Annotated in this window: 15 protein-coding genes and 1 tRNA gene; 2 read left to right on the forward strand and 14 right to left on the reverse strand. The window is 51.4% G+C overall.

Annotated elements, in window-relative coordinates:
• Positions 1-43 precede the first annotated feature (43 nt).
• Entirely contained in the window at positions 44-1,330 is a 1,287-nt protein-coding gene (locus BK816_RS06420; RefSeq protein ID WP_083379126.1) for a YihY/virulence factor BrkB family protein, read from the forward strand.
• Positions 1,331-1,412: 82 nt separating this feature from the next.
• On the opposite strand, the gene BK816_RS06425 is transcribed toward BK816_RS06420, so the two are convergent.
• The 13 genes from BK816_RS06425 to BK816_RS06485 all read right to left on the reverse strand — a co-directional run bounded on the left by BK816_RS06425 (position 1,413) and on the right by BK816_RS06485 (position 16,618).
• Positions 1,413-2,738, reverse strand: coding sequence for an Nramp family divalent metal transporter (locus BK816_RS06425; RefSeq protein WP_083379127.1), 1,326 nt, complete (start codon positions 2,736-2,738; stop codon positions 1,413-1,415).
• A gap of 64 nt (positions 2,739-2,802) precedes the next feature.
• Positions 2,803-2,875: transfer RNA gene (locus tag BK816_RS06430), tRNA-Arg, on the reverse strand.
• Between the two features lie 94 nt (positions 2,876-2,969).
• The gene (locus BK816_RS06435) at positions 2,970-3,896 is read right to left on the reverse strand and encodes a universal stress protein (RefSeq protein WP_071164433.1); all 927 of its coding nucleotides are present in this window, start codon (positions 3,894-3,896) and stop codon (positions 2,970-2,972) included.
• Positions 3,897-4,007: 111 nt separating this feature from the next.
• A complete protein-coding gene (locus tag BK816_RS06440; protein ID WP_071164434.1) occupies positions 4,008-4,871 on the reverse strand; it encodes a C40 family peptidase in 864 nt (287 codons plus the stop codon).
• 164 nt (positions 4,872-5,035) lie between these two features.
• Complete coding sequence (locus tag BK816_RS06445; protein ID WP_071164435.1) at positions 5,036-5,707, reverse strand: metal-dependent transcriptional regulator; 672 nt, start codon at positions 5,705-5,707, stop codon at positions 5,036-5,038.
• Positions 5,708-6,033: 326 nt separating this feature from the next.
• Positions 6,034-7,428, reverse strand: a complete 1,395-nt coding sequence (locus tag BK816_RS06450; protein WP_071164436.1) for an MFS transporter — start codon at positions 7,426-7,428, stop codon at positions 6,034-6,036.
• Between the two features lie 92 nt (positions 7,429-7,520).
• Complete coding sequence (locus BK816_RS06455; RefSeq protein ID WP_071164437.1) at positions 7,521-8,366, reverse strand: DUF3027 domain-containing protein; 846 nt, start codon at positions 8,364-8,366, stop codon at positions 7,521-7,523.
• 14 nt (positions 8,367-8,380) lie between these two features.
• A complete protein-coding gene (locus BK816_RS06460) occupies positions 8,381-8,755 on the reverse strand; it encodes a cold-shock protein (RefSeq protein WP_071164438.1) in 375 nt (124 codons plus the stop codon).
• A gap of 205 nt (positions 8,756-8,960) precedes the next feature.
• A complete protein-coding gene (locus BK816_RS06465; RefSeq protein WP_071164439.1) occupies positions 8,961-10,874 on the reverse strand; it encodes an ABC-F family ATP-binding cassette domain-containing protein in 1,914 nt (637 codons plus the stop codon).
• 15 nt (positions 10,875-10,889) lie between these two features.
• Positions 10,890-12,932, reverse strand: a complete 2,043-nt coding sequence (gene rsmA / locus BK816_RS09785) for a 16S rRNA (adenine(1518)-N(6)/adenine(1519)-N(6))-dimethyltransferase RsmA (protein WP_071164440.1) — start codon at positions 12,930-12,932, stop codon at positions 10,890-10,892.
• A gap of 112 nt (positions 12,933-13,044) precedes the next feature.
• On the reverse strand, positions 13,045-14,307 hold the full coding sequence (locus BK816_RS06475) for an aggregation-promoting factor C-terminal-like domain-containing protein (RefSeq protein WP_071164441.1): 1,263 nt from the start codon (positions 14,305-14,307) through the stop codon (positions 13,045-13,047).
• Entirely contained in the window at positions 14,304-15,593 is a 1,290-nt protein-coding gene (locus BK816_RS06480) for a resuscitation-promoting factor (RefSeq protein WP_071164442.1), read from the reverse strand. Before BK816_RS06480 ends, BK816_RS06475 begins: the two co-directional genes overlap by 4 nt.
• 113 nt (positions 15,594-15,706) lie before the next feature.
• The gene (locus BK816_RS06485) at positions 15,707-16,618 is read right to left on the reverse strand and encodes a TatD family hydrolase (protein ID WP_071164443.1); all 912 of its coding nucleotides are present in this window, start codon (positions 16,616-16,618) and stop codon (positions 15,707-15,709) included.
• Positions 16,619-16,762: 144 nt separating this feature from the next.
• On the opposite strand from BK816_RS06485, the gene BK816_RS06490 reads away from it, so the two are divergent.
• Positions 16,763-17,395, forward strand: a complete 633-nt coding sequence (locus BK816_RS06490; RefSeq protein WP_071164444.1) for a hypothetical protein — start codon at positions 16,763-16,765, stop codon at positions 17,393-17,395.
• An 88-nt stretch (positions 17,396-17,483) separates the two neighbouring features.
• Here BK816_RS06490 and guaA read toward each other — a convergent pair whose 3' ends face one another.
• Positions 17,484-19,040 (reverse strand): glutamine-hydrolyzing GMP synthase, encoded by a 1,557-nt coding sequence (gene guaA / locus BK816_RS06495; RefSeq protein WP_071164974.1) that lies wholly within the window; start codon positions 19,038-19,040, stop codon positions 17,484-17,486.
• Between the last annotated feature and the right edge of the window lie 141 nt (positions 19,041-19,181).

The raw sequence follows: 19,181 nt of genomic DNA on the forward strand, positions 1-19,181 counted from the left end.
CACAAGTCCTAATAATGAGAGCATCTTTGCTATTTTGGGGGGCATGAGCGAAGAGAAAACCGAAGTCCAGTTTGTAACTGATGCAGACACCACCATTGCGGGTGAGCAGATTGAGCTACCAAAAGCCCCTGCTCAAAGCACCTACAATGAACTAACCACTGCCCAACGCTACTTAGTGCCGGCTCCCAGCCTCAAGCAAGTTTGGCAAGAGCCTAGCCTAATGGACAAGGTAAACTCGGCTCTTCGTTGGTGGAATGGTACTCGGCTCGGACGTATGCTGGCACGTTACTCCATCCAGCGCGGCGCTCTCATGAGTGGTGGGATTGCCTATTCAGCTCTTTTCTCAATCGGTGCAGCCCTAACCATCGCTTGGACAATTCTCATGGCCATCCTCGGTGGCGATAAAGCCCTAATGGGACAAGTCGTCAAAAATGTTAACCAAGCGATGCCTGGTTTGCTCTCGACTCCGCAAAAAGATGGACTAATCAACCCCGACAACCTTGTCATGGATTCCTCGTTCTCCGTGGCCGGTGTTATCGCTATTATTACCCTAATCTTTGCCGCCACTCGCGTGATGGCAAATTTAAAGATCTCACTGCGTTCAATGTTTGGCATTGCACGATACCCCGATAACTTCCTAATCGAAAAGCTCAGGGACATTCTTGGCTTTCTCATCCTCGGTGTTGGCGTTCTGCTTACCACCATTCTTGGCGTAGTCGTATCTAGCCTTGGTAGCACCATTCTCGACTTCATCGGCCTTAGTGGACAATTCGCTCAGTACTCCTTAAAGATTGCTTCCCTACTAGTCGCAGCACTTGTCGACGGCTTTGTTTGGTGTACTCTCATCGCCTTCGTCTCTGGGATTAAAGTGCCCCGCAAAGATCTCCTACTAGGCGGCGCAATGTTTGGCGTATTCTCAGGGATTGTCCGCTACCTAGGAACCACTGCCGTAGGTTCTGTCCACGATCCCCTACTAGCCTCATTCGCGGCACTAGCCACCCTAATGCTTTGGGTAAACCTACTAGCCCGTGTGACTCAGATGGTCGCCGCTTGGACAGCTAATCCGCCCTCGCCTGCAGTACCAACTATTAAAGATGAACTACACCTAAATGACCGCCCGAACTACGTTAGTTTGAGCGCCCCAAATACCCTTGCATGGCCTCATCAAACCATGACCGGTTCAATCGATACAGATCCTACTTTGGACCCGAAGCGTCCCGAACCAGAACCAGAACGTGAGCCCTACTGGGGTGGCCTTGTTGGTAAGCTCAAAGCTTGGCGTATCTCCCGCTTGCAACGAAAGATCTCCAAAGCACAAGATCGACTTTAATCCTTCAGCTCCACAGCTCATGTTCTTATATGCCAGTTCCGTTAATTGATTCGGTCTAGCCAGAGGACTAAATCGGAATTAATCAAGCAACCCCAGTAAAGGTTAAATAGATTAATAACAGATTTAATGCGCAGATGATCAAAGTGGATACCAAAGATGCGACGCGAAGCCAAACGCCATCGCGATACTTCCCCATCAGTTCCTCATCAGCGGTGTAATGAACTAACGGTATTAAGGCGGCAGGGATGCCAAAGGAAAGCACCACTTGGGAAATAACCAATGCCCAAGTAGCGTCAATTCCCCCGCCAAGAATAATCAGAGCTGGGAGCAAGGTAATCAATCGGCGAACCAAAATAGGGATTCGAATTTGCAAAAGCCCCTTCATGATTTCAGAACCCGCATAAGCCCCAACTGAAGTAGAAGCTAAACCCGAAGCTAGCAAGCCGATTGCAAATATCACGCCCACGGCCGGCCCTAAATGAGCAGTAATTGCGGCATGCGCACCCTCAATAGTGTCGGTGCCTTCCACTCCACGCAGTGAAGTAGCAGCCAATAGCAATAGCGCAATATTGACAGCCCCAGCCAAGATTAATGCCCAAGTTACATCCCACCGACTTGCTTGCAGGAGACGATCAGTTCCTTCTTGGCTCTGGCCATGCCGATCATTTACCAGAGTCGAGTGCAAATATATCGCGTGAGGCATGACAGTAGCCCCCAGCATAGATGCCGCCACCAATACCGAATCAGAACCAGCAAAACGTGGAACCAATCCATTGAGAGTGCCCCTAAGCGAAGGTGGATCGACGAAGAGTCCGGCTAAGAAACCGATCGTAATAATGGCTAAAAGCGCAATCACGGCCATTTCAAAACGATGCTGAGTACGCTTATTTTGCAGCATTAATAGCACCATGGAAATGATGCCAACAATGACCCCACCCCAAACTAAAGGCAGCCCAAATAACAGGTGCAAAGCTACTGCCCCACCGATAACCTCGGCTAGATCCGTTGCCGCCGCAACAATTTCAGCCTGCGCCCAAAACGAAATACGGGCGGGTTTTGACAAACGCTGTCCCAAAATAGTGGGCAAAGACTTTCCCGTAACTAACCCTAACTTGGCAGACTGGTACTGAATCAATACCGCCATTAGATTAGCCAATACCAGTACCCAAACCAAGGTATACCCATATCTGGCACCAGCAGTAATATTAGCTGCCACATTTCCAGGATCGACATACGCCACGGCCGCTACAAAAGCGGGACCCAATAATGTAATCAGGTGGCGATGACGAGGTGCCCCCTCATGGCGAATTTGCCCCTCAGCAGACGTTTTAACAGCCTTGGATGGAGATACCGTACCTGAGTCTAGATCGGCATCTGATGTACGCTTAGGCGGCAAAGTCGAGCTCATAGATTTGACCTCACAAAAATGGGCAAAGAAAACTGAGAAAAATCCTCAAGTAAAGAAAAATTAGTGCCCCCGAGACGATTCGAACGTCCGACACCCGCTTTAGGAGAGCGGTGCTCTATCCCCTGAGCTACGAGGGCAATGCCCATTAGTGTACCAAATAACTGAACAAAAACCAGACAGATAGTTTTAGGGCCGCCCAAAAAATTGGACGGCCCTAAAACAAGTTAACGTTTATGCGCGATTCCAGGGAGCAGTGGCTCCCCCATTGAGCTTTTCAAGTTTCTCTTGCGGAACCACCATCACTGGGCACGTAGTCCGTGCCAACAGGGTATGAGAGGTAGAACCAAGCAATAGCCCCGCGAAGCCACCGCGTCCGCGACGCCCCACTACGATCAGATCTACTGCAGTAGAGAACTCCGAAAGTAGCTCCGCAGGGTTTCCATCCAACACATGTCGACCGACTTGAATATCACGATCACCAACTACCTGATCTACCGAGACATCAAGGCCAACCCGAATATCATGCATTACTCGTTTACGATCAACTGAGGGTGTCATCCAGGCCATCAAGTGGTTTCCAGTAGCAAAAGGAACGGCAGAAGTTGCTTGCAACTTTGCACCCCAAAGTTCGGTCTCATCGACTGCTTTACGCAAGGCGGTCAAAGCTGTATCAGAGCCATCAACCCCAACCACAATCTTTTTAACTGGAGTAAACGGGCTGCCACCTTCAAACTTGGGCACTACTACAACCGGGCACTTAGACTTTGCGGGCAATGACGCAGAAACAGAACCCAAGAACCGATCAGCAATACCCTGTGAACCGGTAGTGCCAATCACTAGCAAAGATGCCTCGTTGGAAGCTTCCAACAAAAGCGCTGCAGGATCACCCGGCTGTACTACCGAGGTCGCTTCGACACCTCGTTCCTTAGCGTAATCACACGCTTTCTGCGCAGTCTCTAAAGCCAAATCGCGAAGCTTACCATCGTCTACCATCAGGTAGCCCCCTTCCATTCCGGCAGGGGTCAGAGAAGGCAAATTGTATGCGACTAAAACTTGTAACTGAGCATTAGCAACTTTGGCGCGACCAACAGCCCAATCCAAAACTGTCCAGGATTCATCTGAACCATCGGTACCTACCACGATAACTTCGTTGTTCACCGTGAACCTCCTTGTTTAGTTCCTACAGTATAACCTCCGCCACAATGGTAGTAAAACTAAAACAGGCGTTTAAGCTCGAAAGCTTAAACGCCTGTTTTAAAAGTTTTAGAATCAGCGCATGCGGTAGAAACGATCGCCACCGCGAACTGGCACAACCTCAACACCCTTACCTGGACGTGGAGAGTGAATCATCTTGCCGCCGCCAATGTAAATACCGACGTGGCCTGGGTGCCAAACGAGGTCACCTGGCTTAGCTGCTGCTGCAGAGACCTGAGTACCATGACCCCGCTGAGCACCAGAGGAGTGAGGTAGGTTGATCCCAACTTGACGGTAAACATAAGAAGTGAAACCTGAGCAGTCAAAGCCGGAAGGAGTGGAGCCGCCCCAACGGTAAGGGGTACCGAGGTAACGGAAAGCAATACCGACTACTGAAGAGCTACCAGCGCTGGATACTGCACGTGGAGCCTCTTTAACTTCTGCCTTAGCAGCCGACTGCGACGAGGTGTTAGCAGATGAGTTATTCGAAGGTGCCGCAGAACGAGCTGCACTACGGGTAGCGCTGCGGGAGGCGGAACGGGAAGAGCGGGCACTCTGTGCTGCTTCTTCAGCTTCACGCTGAGCCTTTTCTTCGGCTTCACGACGAGCCTTAGCTTCAGCCTCAGCAGCCTTACGGCGTTCAGCGCGAGCATCAAATACCTTGACCTCAACATCTGCACCTTCAGCATCCCACTTGGCATCCTTAGCAACAGCTACTGGAGCATTAACTGCAAGAGCAGCCTGTGCTTTCTGAGCTAGCGAAGAAACGTCAACAGTAGCAGCCCCGGATTCTACTGGGGATGCCCCTGCAACACCTGCACCTGCGATGGCGGATAGAGCTAAACCAGTGGTGGTTGCAGCTGCCATGGTACGTGCGCCGCGGCGGGAGTCATTCGGACGCTTTGCGGCACGATGACGTACCTGCGAGGTCTTCTGCATATTTGTTTTCCTCCGAAGTTTTCGGCACAGACTAACTAAGCCTGCTTTATTTACGGGTTCAATGATAACCAGAAAGTTTCGAGAATGTCACGTTTTGATTACATGAAACGTCTTATGTCGTCGTGATTTATTCCGCTACCAGTCTGCTTTTGCCACAATTTGGATTAGTCGCGAACGAATAAATGCATCGCTAAAGCTACTGGAATTGAAACTTCACCACTTGGAGTTTCCAGCAGAATATAGCGGTTTTCGCGACGAATCATCACTTCCTTCTCAGGCAATGCCCCAATCGAAATCATCTGATCGAGAATCGATCGTTCAGCCTGTAAAGGTTCCCCAATGCGAATCAGAACACATTTTTTAGCTTCTGCCGAGACACGGAGTTCACTGCAAGAAAGACCGCGAGGATCACGCAAAGATTTATCGTCATCTAGCGAAGGAACCAAATTACCAAAAGGATCAACTTCAGGATCTTCCAAGACGGCAGCCAAACGCTCTGAAACATATTCACTCATAACATGTTCCCAACGGCATGCCTCTTGATGCACTTGACCAAGTTCAAGTCCAAGCGGGCCTACCAACAAACATTCCGCCAGTCGATGACGGCGAACAACCGAGGTCGCCCGGCGCCGTCCCTCATCAGTAAACGAAAGTCGACGATGATCAGTCAAAGCAACCAAACCATCACGTTCCATCCGCGCTACCGTCTGCGAAACAGTAGGTCCCGAGTGCCCCAGTCGTTCCACGATGCGAGCGCGCAAAGCCGGCACGCCATCCTCTTCCAACTCATAGATGGTTTTCAGATACATCTCAGTGGTATCAATAAGGCCGCTCACAAGAACCTCCATCAGTTAATAGCGCAACCGGTCACATGGATTTTTTATCATGTCGCGAAAACTTTTTCCCCAAGACCTCATCAACTTTATTTGCCTAGTCCGAAATCGTTTTCACCGAACCCAACAGAAACCGCGTAGTAGAGCCAAAATCGTAAATGCTTTTTATTTTCACCCATGTTTCAAAAAAGAAATAACGAAAGAATAAATAATCGTTAGTTAGGTCGATTTTAGTAAAACAGGTGGTGCGTAATGATTGATTTTGGAAAGAGAGTACAGTTTTTCTAGTTACTCAGTTAACGTCTAAAATTAAGTTACACCAGCAAAGACTAACGATGCTTCTTTTGTTTCTTAGCTTTTTGTTTAATCTCTTTAGCGTCCTTGGCCTGCTGCTGACGGGCAAAAGCTTCCTCGATTGAAATTGTCCTAATCTGATCTACGGCTTCGGGATGCAAACCTAGATAACGATCTCTAGGTCCAACAACTTCTACAAAGGGTGCTTTCGAACGCATCTGCAGGTCAATCCCCCACTTACGGAAAACGATCATGCCAACCACACCCGAAACAAGCAAGCAAGCAATCGAGCCTACTCCTAGGCCCCAGCGAGCACCCCAGTTTTCGCTAATCCATCCAATGATTGGAGCTCCAACTGGAACCGTCCCCAAAAATACCATGGAGTAAATGGACATTACTCGCCCTCGAACCATTGGGTCACAGGAAATCTGAATAGCCGCATTTGCTGAGGTAATCATCGTCAAGGCAAAGAAGCCTAACGGTACCGCCAATACCGCAAACACATAATAATTCGGAGCCAAAGCCATGATGCCTTCAACTACCCCAAAACCGAAAGCAGCAGCCACAACTGTTCTAACCCTAGGAACTGCTCGCCTAGCGGCTACCAAAGCCCCAGTTAAAGAGCCGATCGCCATTACCGAGCCAAGCAGACCAAAATCGGCAGAGCCCCGATGGAACTCCACATTGGCCATCACAGCGCTGGTTAACTGGAAATTCAAGCCTAGGCAGGAAACCACCGAAGCAACCACCATGATGGCAACAATGTCACGGCGAGCCATAATATAACGTAGCCCTTCACGGATTTGCCCCGAGCCACGCTTAGGATGAACTGCCGGATGAAACTCCGTTTGATCCATCACGGCAAGAGCAATGATGGGACCTAACAACAAAGCCGCATTTACTGCAAAAACAAGCCACGAGCCCATCCAGGCTAAGGTATAACCGGCAACTGCTGGCCCAATCATGCGAGCAAGATTAAACGATGCCGAATTTAATGCCACCGCATTAGGCACGGAGCGAGGCGGAACCAGCTCATTAACAAAAATCTGACGGGCAGGATTATCAAAGGTCTGAACTAAACCGCCCAAAAACGCCAAAATATAAAAATGATATAGATGAGCGACTTCAAAATATAGCAATAAGGAGAGAATCATGGCGATCAACGCCATGGCACCTTGAGTAAATTGAATTAGACGCCTTCGATCAAGACGATCAATTACTTTGCCCGCATAAGGAGATAAGAAAAGCTGCGGCAAGAACTGTAATGCAGTCACAATTCCAACTGCGGTCGCGTTCTTGTTAGTTAAGTCTGTGAGCACCACCCAGTCTTGGGCGACACGTTGCATCCAAACGGCAGTGGCAGCAAAAGTTGTGCCAATAAACCAGATCCGATAATTCGGAATGCTTAAAGATGCAAATGTTTTAGACAAAACTCCCCCAAATGAAACGACTAGTTTAATCCTAGCGCGATTTTAGCTTCAGCCCCAAAGCGTTAGCCAGAACGAGGGAAAAGAACGAGGACTCAGTCCTGTTTTGCACTTTCGTCCGCTTTAGCTTCAGCGTCCTCGTCAAGCCAAAAATCTGCTGGATTCAGAACTTCCATGGTCAAGTCATTAAGGCGCAATGGCTCAACTTCCCATGGCGAGTCAGTCCGCTCGGCATCGGTTTCCGAGTGCGCTCCACAAGCGTGAGTGAAAGCAACTAGGCGACCGTCCTCGGTAGAGAATTCGTTACCGCAGACCCCATATGATTTCCCGAGCGTACCAGCTAACGGCAACATGAAAGCACAGGTCTCACAGTTTTGGGCGAAACGATGGTTGCCGCGAGCAGTACGCAAAGTTTTCTTCCAACGCCCTGCAACAGCATTAGTTGCCTGTTCTGACATTACCCGAGGACGATCAAGCATTAGACGCGTTTCATCACCTGCGTCAATATCTTCATCCTCTGCTCGTACACTGCCCAGCACCAGACGTTCATCGTTTGCTAGGTAAGGTACAACGTCTCCACGCGACACGTCAGAGGGGCGAAGGCGCTCTTCCCAAGGAACCCACGGTGGTGCTAAGAGCGCGCCCTCGTGAGGAATCATTTCTACTTCACAAATCGTGGCCACTTTACTGCGAGGGACGCGAGCCATGGTAACAGCCCACACCCAGCCCACATATCCAGGGTGCAAGCATGCAAAGTAATGGGTTAAAAGTCGTTCCCCATCGGCATGAGAACCGAGGTGATCACCAACGTGACCTGGTCGTGCCAAGTCGAGTGCTGCTTCACGAGCCTGTTCAACGGCAGCTTGCAAAACCGCATCACGACGCGGCTTAGCTTTTTTCTCTGCGCTGGCAGGGGTCTTGTTCGCAGCTTTTTTCTCCACTTGGCAACTCCAGTTTAGGCGTCGAACTCGTGAGCCAAAGCGCGTAGCAACTTAGCTAGCTTGCGGCCGTTTTCAGGGTAACGTCCGCGACGCAATGGTTCAGATGTCTGATCCAGTAGCTTAATCAAATCCTCAACTAGAGGAACCATTTCTTCTGGCTTACGACGGGGGCCGCGAGTATCCGCTGGTTCTGCCAAAACTTCAAGTGACAAAACCTGAGGACCGCGACGGCTGTCCGCAAAGCTGTAATCAATCTTTGTTCCAGGACGTAAAGTGCTTACCCCTTCCGGGAGCGCACTGGCGTGCAAAAAGACGTCTTTTCCGTCCTCGCCAGTAACGTAGCCGAAACCCTTACGCGGCTCGAACCACTTGACCTTCCCAATTGGCATTTTTCTCTCCTCGTCCTAAAAACAACTGTCCCCATAATAACCATCTCGCGCTAGTTTTGGGAGTTTTCCTTGCTCCCTGTGCCCTTGGCGAAATCAATTCTGGGGACGAATCAGGCGCTATCTTGCTGAAAATAGCTTTCCGATTCTTTACCTAGAAGAAACTATTGTGCGTCCTTAACACGCTTTTTCCAAACGGAAAGATTAGTTAAAGTTCCGCAGCGGCTTCTAACCAAGCCATTTCTAGTTCTTCAACTTGTTCATTGGCCGCTTGCAAATCGCGTCCAAGCTGCGCCAACTGTTCTTGTGCTTTTTCTGATGTCATCGCTTGGGCGGAAACTTCTTCCAACTTGGCATGTAGCTTTTCAACCGCCTGGTTAGCTTTTTGCAGTTGGCGCTCAAGCTTATCCGCTTCTTTTTGCTTCAAACGTCGTTCGGCGGCACTCAACGTGGACGAAGCAGCGCTGTGCTCGTCCGAAGCTACTTGGTCGCCAGCAGTTTCGTCATTCGATTGCTCAGTCTTATCAAAACCTGTAAGTGCTACATTGGCACCTTGTGCTTGCGCACGACGCATTTCAAGATATTGTTCGACTCCCCCAGGCAAATCTCTCAGCTTGCCATCACCGAGCAGAGCAACTTGGTGATCGGTAACGCGCTCCAATAAGTACCGGTCGTGGGAAACTACCACCAGCGTTCCAGGGAAAGAATCGAGCAGATCTTCCATGGCCGCCAAAGTATCGGTATCGAGGTCGTTAGTGGGTTCGTCCAAAAGCAAAACATTTGGTTCGCTCATTAGCAATCGCATAAGTTGCAAGCGACGACGTTCTCCACCTGATAGTTCCTTAACCTGAGTCCATGCCCGCGATTTGGTGAACCCAAGGCGTTCGGTAAGTTGGGATGCGGTCAATTCTTTTCCCCCAACGGTAATCGTGGCAGCAACTTCATTGACGGCCTCTACCACCCGCAAGTCGGCTACCGCATCGAGTTCGTGGGTAGCCTGCGAAAGGGTGGCGATTTTTACTGTTTTTCCGGTCTTGACTCGGCCAGCCGAGGGCGGCAAGACCCCTTCAAGCAAACGCAAAAGAGTGGTTTTTCCAGCCCCATTAACACCCACGATCCCGACACGTTCGGCTGGCGCCAGCCGCCACGTAACCTCATCGAGAATGACCTTTGGTTCACCTTCAGGCTGTGGGAAAGACAGAGAAACGTCCTCGAGGTCGACTACGTCCTTCCCGAGCCTTGCGGTTGCCATCTTTAACAGTTCGACATTGTCACGCGGTGGTGGCACGTCAGCGATAAGGGTTTCCGCGGCGGCGATTCTAAAACGCGGTTTGGAGGTTCGAGCAGGCGCGCCTCGACGCAACCAGGCTAGTTCTTTACGTAACAGGTTTTCACGCTTTTGAGCCGCAAGATCATTTTGTCGGGCGCGCTCGGCCCGAGCTAGGACATAGGCTGCGTAGGAACCATCGTAGAACTCGATTCGCCCCGGTAACTGCGGCCGACCGTTTCCGAGTTCGATTCCGGGTACCACTTCCCATACTCGCGTGCACAGGGCATCAAGGAACCAACGGTCGTGGGTAACGACTACTAGGGCGCCTTTGTTTTTACCACTGCCGCTAAAGCGTTCTTGGAGATGGCGCACGAGCCAGTCAACGCCCTCGACATCAAGATGGTTAGTGGGTTCGTCTAAGCAAAGCACTTGTGCTGGGGCGGTTAAGGCGGCTGCTAGTGCGACTCGCCGTCGCTGACCGCCTGAAAGATTAGCGACCAATGCGTCAAGTGGCACGTCCGCTAATAGTCCCGTGTGGATCTGTCGGATCTTTGGATCGGTAGCCCATTCATGCGCTTCTTTACCTGCATGGATTGCTTCGGCCACCGTCATTTCTGGGGTGAAGTCATCCTGCTGGCTGAGCATCGCGATTTCTACCCCGCCGGTAACGGTACGAAGCCCCGAGGCGATCTCTCCGGTACCGGCAAGGATCCGCAAAAGCGTTGACTTGCCCGCTCCATTTGGGCCTAGGACGCCCACGCGAGCGCCAGCCTCCAAACCTAAGGTTATGTCATCGAGCAGAATCCGAGAACCAGCTAGAGCGCGTACTTGTTGTAATCCGATTAGGTGCATTGCTAGCAGCTTCTCCTATTTTTCTACCGGGTAGATTTGGGTCAAATCTTGTGAAAGTGTTCCCTGTCCTTGGGCGTCCACGCGTCCCCCAGGTTCGGGACCAGTCAAGATCAGGGCTTGGGCAACCCCCGGTTGTTGGCTCATTTCGGCCTGAACAATTTTAGCTGCCGCCTCATCGGGTACAGCAATCGCAATGGTTGGTCCTGAGCCAGAAATGAAGGCGTGCAATGGGACCGGTAGCCCCCATGCGAACTGCAGTAGTTGATGTACGTCTTCTCGCAGGCTTAGGGCGGGAATCATTAAGTCGTTTTGCAGGGCCGAACCGAATCGTTTCCAGTCTTGAGGGTCGCCATTTTGGGATTCCAATAGGTCGTGGCAAAGCTGCTTGGGCAGCTCGTTAGGCAGCGAGGTTGGCAGTTCAAGTTCTGGTCGGCCCTGCGCTTGCGCTTGCCAGTGAAGTTCATCGGCCGCTCGGAACACCGCAGGGGTGGAGAGGCCTTGTTGATTGGTGACCATTACCCACCAGCGTTTTTCTCCTGCCGGTAGTGATTGCAGTTCATCACCGCGGTTGGTTCCGAGGGCGTTTTCCCCGTGCAGGCAGAAGGGAACGTCTGCCCCCAAAGTAGTAGCCAAAACTTCTAGTTCATCAAGGTTCCAGCCAGCTTGGAAGGCTTCATTAGCAGCGATTAGTGCGGCTGCGGCATCGGCACTTCCTCCGGCCATACCACCGGCAACGGGCACTCGTTTGACCACCAAAATATCTGCCCCGAATGGCAGATTAGCGGCCGCTTGGAAGGCGTGTACGGCCCGGTAAGCTAAGTGTTTTTCAGGGGCAAGGTCGACTAGCTCTGGATCTAGTTCGAGGGCATCCCCCGCTTGGTTTTCAGCCAACTGGCTGAGAGTTATTTCCTGATCATCGCGTACCCGAACTAAAACGCTTTCTCGCAGCGAAAGGGCTTGAAAAACCGTGAATAGCTGATGATATTCCCCGACCGTATCGGGGGCTTGACAACGCAGCAGGAGGTTTACTTTTCCGGGCGCGCTCGCCAAGGCCCAGCGTCCTGGCACCGCTGACCCGCTAGCAGCATCTTCCGTGGTTTCTACCGCGGTAACTTTAGCTGTCGAGAGCACCTCGAGGCCTTCAGTTTCAGTCTGGTTTTTCGCTTCCGCCAAGGCGATGAAGTCGTGTATTTCAAGTTTTTCGCCTCGTTGGCTAGAATCTACTCCGGCGAGTTGAGCAATCCGATCGACCTCGGCAGAACTTCCCGCCCATTTGGCGAGTGCAGAACGCAAAGTCTTACGACGCTGGCTGAAAGCGGCGTCAATAGCTGCAAAGACTTCTTCCCGGCTAGCTTTGGTGTGGGCTTTGGGATCGAGCTCGGCCGGCCATTTAACTAGCTGGACGAGGGCGGAATCCACATTCGGGATCGGCCAGAAAACATTTCGTCCGATGGTGTTTAGTCGTTGCGTTTGACCGTACCATTGAGCCTTCACGGAAGGAATCCCATAAATCCGACTGCCAGGCTTTGCCGCGAGGCGATCTGCGACCTCGGCCTGCACCATCACTAGCACTTCTTGCAGGCTCGGTAGCGCAGCGAGTAGCGAAAGGATCACTGGAACAGCCACGTTGTAGGGCAGGTTTGCTACCAGTTTGGTTGGTGGCGCGAATTCTTCACTACCACTAACACGTTCTGCCAGTTCTAAATCAGCCAAGGATTTTACTGCCAGAGCATCTTTCGTTAAGACCCTCAGATTGGCCGCTTTTTCTCCCGCACGAGATTTGATGGTAGTTGGTAGGGCGTGTGCCAGGAGTTCATCAATCTCGACGGCGGTAACTTGTGCTCCAGTTTCAAGCAGAGCTAGGGTCAAAGAGCCCAGTCCAGGGCCAACTTCGAGTACTTTATCTTCGGACTGAACTCCCGCGGCTCGCACGATTTTACGGACGGTGCCAGCGTCGTGAACAAAGTTTTGTCCACGAGTTTTGGTTGGGCGAACCCCTAAAGCCTCGCATAGTTCGCGGATTGCGGCGGGATTTAGTAGCTCTAATTCGCTGTGCATTAGTTGTCCTTAAAATTCACTGTTTCGTGGGAAGAATAGTTTGCGGCCACGAGCTTGCTCCCCTAGTTTAACTAAGTTATTCAGCTCGTGGCCGCTAAAAGAATCAGTCGGTTTAGTACCAGTTGTGTGAGTATGAGTGGCCGAGGGCGTTACACGGGGTCCCGTAGCGTCCCTTGATGTATCCCAAGCCCCACTTGATTTGCGTTGCCGGGTTGGTGCGCCAGTCAGGGCCAGCGCTTGCCATCTTGTTGCCTGGCAAGGACTGTGGAATCCCGTACGCGCCCGATGAACGGTTGAGTGAACGGTAGTTCCAGTTGGACTCACGAGTCCAGAGCTTTTCGAGGCACTGGAATTCGGAGTTTGACCAACCTTGCTGGGCTACCATGCCCTTGGCCAAGAGTTTGGCGGACGCGGGAGTGGTACCGGTAATGCTTTCGGGAACTGGGACATCGGCGAGTAGGTCACCGGTCTCAGGATCGAGAGTCGGCGGAGCAGCCTTTTCCTTAGTGCCCTTCAAGACCATTTTGTCTACCGGAGCAGCAATTTCGTGGCGTTCGACCTCGGTTTCAACTACCACTTGACCGTCACGGGTTTCGCGGTAGATGGTGCGGGAGAAGCGACCTGGGATCCCCTCATTGGCAACTTTTTCTTCGCCCTTCCAAAGTCTAGGATCTTCTTTTTCAATGGTTTTGAAAGGAATTTCCGCTTCTTCGGTAAAGTTACCGCGCGTGACACGGTGGACGTCGATGGTCATCTTGGAGCCGTTTTTGGCGAGATCGACTTGGTCTAGCGGGCTAAGCTGAATTTTGGCGCTAGCTAGCACCTCGTCGATCTTTTTACCTGGGGCAATTACTACCTCAGTGGTATTGCCGTCGGCGTTGATCGTGGCATTCACTTTGCGATTTGCCAAGGTTTCTAGTTCTGGACGGGATTCGCCACGCGAGGCGGCAATCATGGTGTCATGCCCACGTGCCGCTAGATCGGAAAGAAGCTCGTCCGAGGATGAGGCGGTAGTCCAGAGGGTGATTGGGTTCTGTCCAACTTTGACTGACACATTCTTGGCGCGTGAAACGCTAATCCGAGAGCCAGTTAGCAGACGTGAATCCAAGGCAGGGGTAACTTGATCGTGCGGAGCTAGTTCCACTCCGGCAGCGTCAAGTGCTTGGGCTACCTGGTTACCAAAAACTGAGACTGGACGGGAAACGCCGTCGACTTCTAGGGTAACGTCATGGTGCGCGGCTGAAATCTGGCTGGCCGAAAGACCAATTACCGCGGCAGCACTAACTGCCGCAACGCTCCAGACAATACGTGGATTTGGTTGCCAGCCTTGGGGACCGGGCAACCATTTTTTCCACTCCATACCAGAGAGGCTCATCGAACTCCGATCTTACGAGAACATGCTGGCCACTGCCCCCATCCGGAGCGGGCCTGCAAAATTTTGGCGCGTTTTAACTGTTCAGCTGGGGATGCCTGACTGGGCAAGCCCGAACCGCCTACCGAACGCCAAGTGGAGACGGTGAACTGATATAAGCCATGGTAGAGGCCATTGCTGGAAACTGCACGAGGATTGCCGCCAGATTCACAGCGAGCTAGTGCGGCCCAAACACCGGATCCTGGGGTAGCTTTTTCAGCTGGAGCTGCCTTCGGGGCGCGACGAGACTCGTTGTTAGAGCTCTGCTGCTTGCGAGCGCTACGTTTGTTGGAAGATTTGCTATTGCTACGCTCTTCGCGGGCAGTGTAAGTCTTCTTTGGCTCGGGTGGCACCTTGGTACCCACCTTGACAACCTTAGCGACTGGCTGGGTAGTAACTTCGTTCTTAACTTCTTTACTTTCGGTTACTTGACCATCAACCTTGGTTTCCGCGATTGTGATAGTACGTTCACCTGGCTTACCTTCTTGAGCCACCTTGGTGGTACCGCGTAGCAAGGAGTCGTCTTTTTCTTCCTTAGTTTCAAAGTCGACTGGTTTAGTTTCGGTACGTTCTTCAGTCCGAACTTGAGTTACTTGTAGTTTTAGTTTGCCATTTTCGGCACGCAAAGTTGCTTTGTCTTTTGGCTCTAGCTTTACCTTGGCAGTATCGAGGGCGTCTGCCATGGTTGCCCCAGCAGAAAGATTCACGGTTTGGGGCTGTCCCCCAATAATCATGTCGAGCTGGCCAACCTGATCCAATAGCGGCAATTCAGGAGCACTCTCGGTAGCAGTGGCTACCAACTGGGGCTGCTTGCCTTCTGATTCAAGAGTCTTAAAAATATCTTCAGCGCTCTTTGAGGTAGTCCAGATTTCTTCCGGTTTGCCATCTACCAAGACAGTGTATGGCTTGGCCTTAACCACGGTGATCTCGGTGTTGTCGGTCATTTTGGTGCCAGGATCTGGGCTGACAGTGTCTTTATCCGTCACTTTGATGTCGTTGGCTTCAAGCGCATCACCAACGGTACCCATCCACTGTGAGGAGGTAATAGTTTTACCTTCGTAGTCAATCTTGTAAGAGTGATGCAAAGAAGCGGCAGCTACTGCGCCGCCACCGCCAACTGCTAGTAACAAAGCAGCTGCGGCACCAATGATAATTCCCTTTTTACGGTTTGGCTTTTCTTCGGTCGCTTTGGCATCAGATGCGGCATTTTCTGGCGTAGCAGGTACCGCAGGAGTTTCAAACTCGGACATACAATCCTCATTAGTAGGCAATAAGATCTACTCAAGCGTAACCGATTTGTTACCAAATGTTTATCGCAAATGAGTAATTACACTTTAGCGCGCTCGCGGTCACTCCGCGTGTTCTACCAAGTGCCATACACCTCATTGGTATTGTTTGTAAGTTGATTTGCCGCACTTTCCTCGGTTATCGACCACAATTCAGCTATATATCTAACGGTATGTGCCATTACATAAGATGCGTTTGGACAGCCACGCCAAGGAGCCGGCGTTAGGTAAGGAGCATCAGTTTCCACTAGCACTAGTTCTCTGGGCAATACTCCGAGGGCGGCCCGCAATTCTCCATTCGCTGGGTAGGTAATCGGACCGGCGAAAGAGGCATACCAGCCGTTTTCTTTCAGCACCTCTGCCATTTCTCGGTCACCTGAATAACAATGGAAAACGGTTTTTTCCGGAGCACCAACTTCTTTCAAAATAGCAATAGTGTCCGCATGAGCGTCCCGATCATGAATTTGTAGTGGCAAATCCAACGCCTTAGCTAACTCAATATGCGCCCTAAATGATTGCTTTTGTGCTTCGCGACCCGATTCTGCTGTACGGTAATAATCGAGGCCGCTTTCCCCGATCGCGACCACATTTTCGTCTGCAGCAGCATCACAAACCGCATGAATCGCACTTTCAAGCGACATCGAATGATGTTCTTTTAGATCTGGGGTCATACCGTCTGGGCTTGGATCCGCAAACCCAGCGTGCAAGGCTGCCTCATTAGGATGAATTGCTAGCGCCACCTTCAGCTGTGGATATTTTCTAACCATCGCCAGCATCGGAGCAAAATCCATTACCTCGCAGGCACAGGTAATAATCCGTTCAATCCCGACTTGTGCCGCTCGTTCTAGCTGTGTCTCCAAGGCTAGCTTTACCCCATCCGCTTTAGGGATCTCACCTTCATGAAGAGGCAAGTGGGTATGGTTATCGACTACCGGCGCTGCCAGAGTTTCGGAGAGTTCTGGCCAAGGACGAGGTTTACGTTTACTCATTTAGCCATCATATCAATTGAAACTTTTTGCTCACAACTGCACATTTCATAGCCAAAATGACATTATTGCTCGCAATTTAGCTAACAATTTTTATTTGTGGCAACAAAGGCGTACAGTGTGACTTGTACCAAAGGTGGTGAGGATATGAGCGAATATACAAGCAGCAATGCTCTCCGTTTGGTCCCTAGCATCCAGACGGAGTCGAACGTCGTGCCAGATAGTTTGGCTAGCCAAATCTCACCGTTGCGCGCCGCGGAACCCGATCTACCACCTTTTGCCTACCGTCGATTCCCAAGTTCTCACCCCGCTTGGCAGGGACGCTGGTCGCACGAACCTAGGGAAAATAGCGACGATTCTCGCCCACTAACTAGTTTTGCTTCCTCTTCTTTAGTTGCCTCCCAAATTCTTTCTGCCGAGGCCGAGGCTCGATACGCTAGACAAATCGAAGTAGGCGTAGCGGCCCAGCACGCCATCGAGTTAGCCCGAAAGAATCCAGAAGTTGCTCGGCTCCATGAAGAAGAACTGATTACCTTATGGGAACAAGGCGAAGAGGCCTTTCAGATTATTCTTCGAGCCAACTTTGTCCTAGTTATCCGCACTGTGCTCGAATTCCTCCCCTATACCCAAGCTAATCGCCGCGGCGAATTATTAGCGGCAGGGGGCGAAATGCTGCGACAGATGTTAATGAAATACGACTATTTAGCAGATGGCCCGTTTGCCAAGTTTGCTCGTTCCCAAGTGCGTCAGGCCATTTGGCAAGCAATTTGTCGCCCTTAAACCTTGATTCGATAAACCAATAAAATTAGTTGTGGGCGGAGAACCTAGGTTCTCCGCCCACAACTAATTCAAGCGAAATATTTTTCGCTCACTCCCATTCAATGGTCCCCGGTGGCTTGGAAGTGCAATCCAAGACCACGCGGTTTACCTCTTCTACCGAGTTGGTAATTCGGTTTGAAATACGAGCGAGCAAGTCATATGGCAAACGAGTCCAGTCAGCGGTCATGGCGTCCTCGGAAGAAACTGGGCGCAAGACGATGGGATGACCGTAAGTGCGGCCGTCACCTTGAACACCAACGGAACGAACATCGGCCAAAAGTACCACTGGGCACTGCCAGATTTCTTCGTCCATGCCGGCAGCAGTTAGTTCTTCACGAACAATCAAGTCAGCAGCACGCAACGTTTCAAGACGATCAAACGTGACTTCACCAATGATACGAATGCCCAAGCCTGGGCCTGGGAAAGGCTGGCGAGCCACAATCTTTTCCGGTACCCCCAGCTGACGGCCAATTTCGCGGACTTCATCCTTAAAGAGGTCGCGCAAAGGCTCAACCAATTCGAAGGTGAGGTCATCAGGCAAGCCACCAACATTGTGGTGCGATTTAATGTTCGCAGTGCCTTCACCACCACCGGATTCGACTACGTCTGGGTAAAGAGTACCTTGCACGAGGAATTCAATGTCCTTGGCGTTGTCCCCGGCCTCGGCCAATAGCTGACGCTGAGCTGCTTCGAAGGAACGAATGAATTCACGACCGATGATCTTACGCTTTGCTTCTGGTTCGCTCACCCCAGCTAGGGCGTCGAGGAAACGCTTGGATTCATCAATGGTAACAACCTTGATGCCCATCGAAGAGGCGTAGTCCTGTTCAACCTGTTCGCGTTCACCGGCACGGAGCAAACCGTGATCGATAAAGAAACAAGTGAGCTGGTCACCAACCGCCTTGTGAACCAGCGCTGCGGCGACTGAGGAGTCCACGCCACCGGAAAGAGCACAGATAACCTGCTTATCTCCGACCTGGGCACGAATCTTTTCAACCTGCTCATCAATGATGTTGCCGCTAGTCCAAGTTGGTTCTAGGCCGGCACCTTCATAAAGGAAGTTTTCCAGCGCCTTCTGACCAAATGGTGAGTGCTTAACTTCTGGGTGCCATTGCAAACCATAGAGCTTACGGGCTGGATCTTCGAAGGCTGCAACTGGAGTTTCCTTGGTAGAAGCAGTCACTTGGAAGCCTTCAGGAGCTGCTTGCACCGCGTCACCGTGGCTCATCCAGACCGACTGGTCTAGCGGAGTGCCAGCGAAGAGGCAAGATTCGCTCTCTACCTTGGTGTCGGTGTGCCCGTATTCGCGAGTACCGGTACGGCCCACTTTGCCACCAAGGGCAGCAGCCATGGTCTGGAAACCGTAGCAAATACCGAGGACGGGGATTCCGGCCTCGAAAATCTCTGCGTCAATGCTGGGAGCGCCTTCGGCATAAACCGAGGACGGACCACCCGAGAGGATGATTGCCGCTGGATCTTTTTCCAACATTTTCGCTACCGGCATGGTGTGCGGCACGATCTCTGAATAAACTTTGGCTTCACGCACGCGTCGGGCGATCAGCTGGGCGTATTGCGCCCCAAAATCAACTACAAGTACAGGGCGCAGTTGGCCACTGTCGGTTTTTAGAATGTCACTCACCCTCCTAGATTACAGTGCTTGGCGAGGTTATGAGTGCCTAAAAGGGAACTAAATTCGCCCAATGTGTTAGGTAACATACGCGCTCGAACGTCTACTTTGCGCTAATCC

Source organism: Boudabousia tangfeifanii (assembly GCF_001856685.1).
In the GTDB taxonomy this organism is placed as follows: domain Bacteria; phylum Actinomycetota; class Actinomycetes; order Actinomycetales; family Actinomycetaceae; genus Boudabousia; species Boudabousia tangfeifanii.

Excerpts from the sequence above, each read along its gene's own strand:
- BK816_RS06465 (WP_071164439.1), bottom strand. The coding sequence starts at position 10,874 with ATGCACCTAATCGGATTACAACAAGTACGCGCTCTAGCTGGTTCTCGG.
- BK816_RS06425 (WP_083379127.1), bottom strand. The coding sequence starts at position 2,738 with ATGAGCTCGACTTTGCCGCCTAAGCGTACATCAGATGCCGATCTAGAC.
- BK816_RS06440 (WP_071164434.1), bottom strand. The coding sequence starts at position 4,871 with ATGCAGAAGACCTCGCAGGTACGTCATCGTGCCGCAAAGCGTCCGAAT.
- BK816_RS06475 (WP_071164441.1), bottom strand. The coding sequence starts at position 14,307 with ATGAGCCTCTCTGGTATGGAGTGGAAAAAATGGTTGCCCGGTCCCCAA.
- BK816_RS06420 (WP_083379126.1), top strand. The coding sequence starts at position 44 with ATGAGCGAAGAGAAAACCGAAGTCCAGTTTGTAACTGATGCAGACACC.
- rsmA (WP_071164440.1), bottom strand. The coding sequence starts at position 12,932 with ATGCACAGCGAATTAGAGCTACTAAATCCCGCCGCAATCCGCGAACTA.
- BK816_RS06480 (WP_071164442.1), bottom strand. The coding sequence starts at position 15,593 with ATGTCCGAGTTTGAAACTCCTGCGGTACCTGCTACGCCAGAAAATGCC.
- BK816_RS06485 (WP_071164443.1), bottom strand. The coding sequence starts at position 16,618 with ATGAGTAAACGTAAACCTCGTCCTTGGCCAGAACTCTCCGAAACTCTG.
- BK816_RS06460 (WP_071164438.1), bottom strand. The coding sequence starts at position 8,755 with ATGCCAATTGGGAAGGTCAAGTGGTTCGAGCCGCGTAAGGGTTTCGGC.
- BK816_RS06490 (WP_071164444.1), top strand. The coding sequence starts at position 16,763 with ATGAGCGAATATACAAGCAGCAATGCTCTCCGTTTGGTCCCTAGCATC.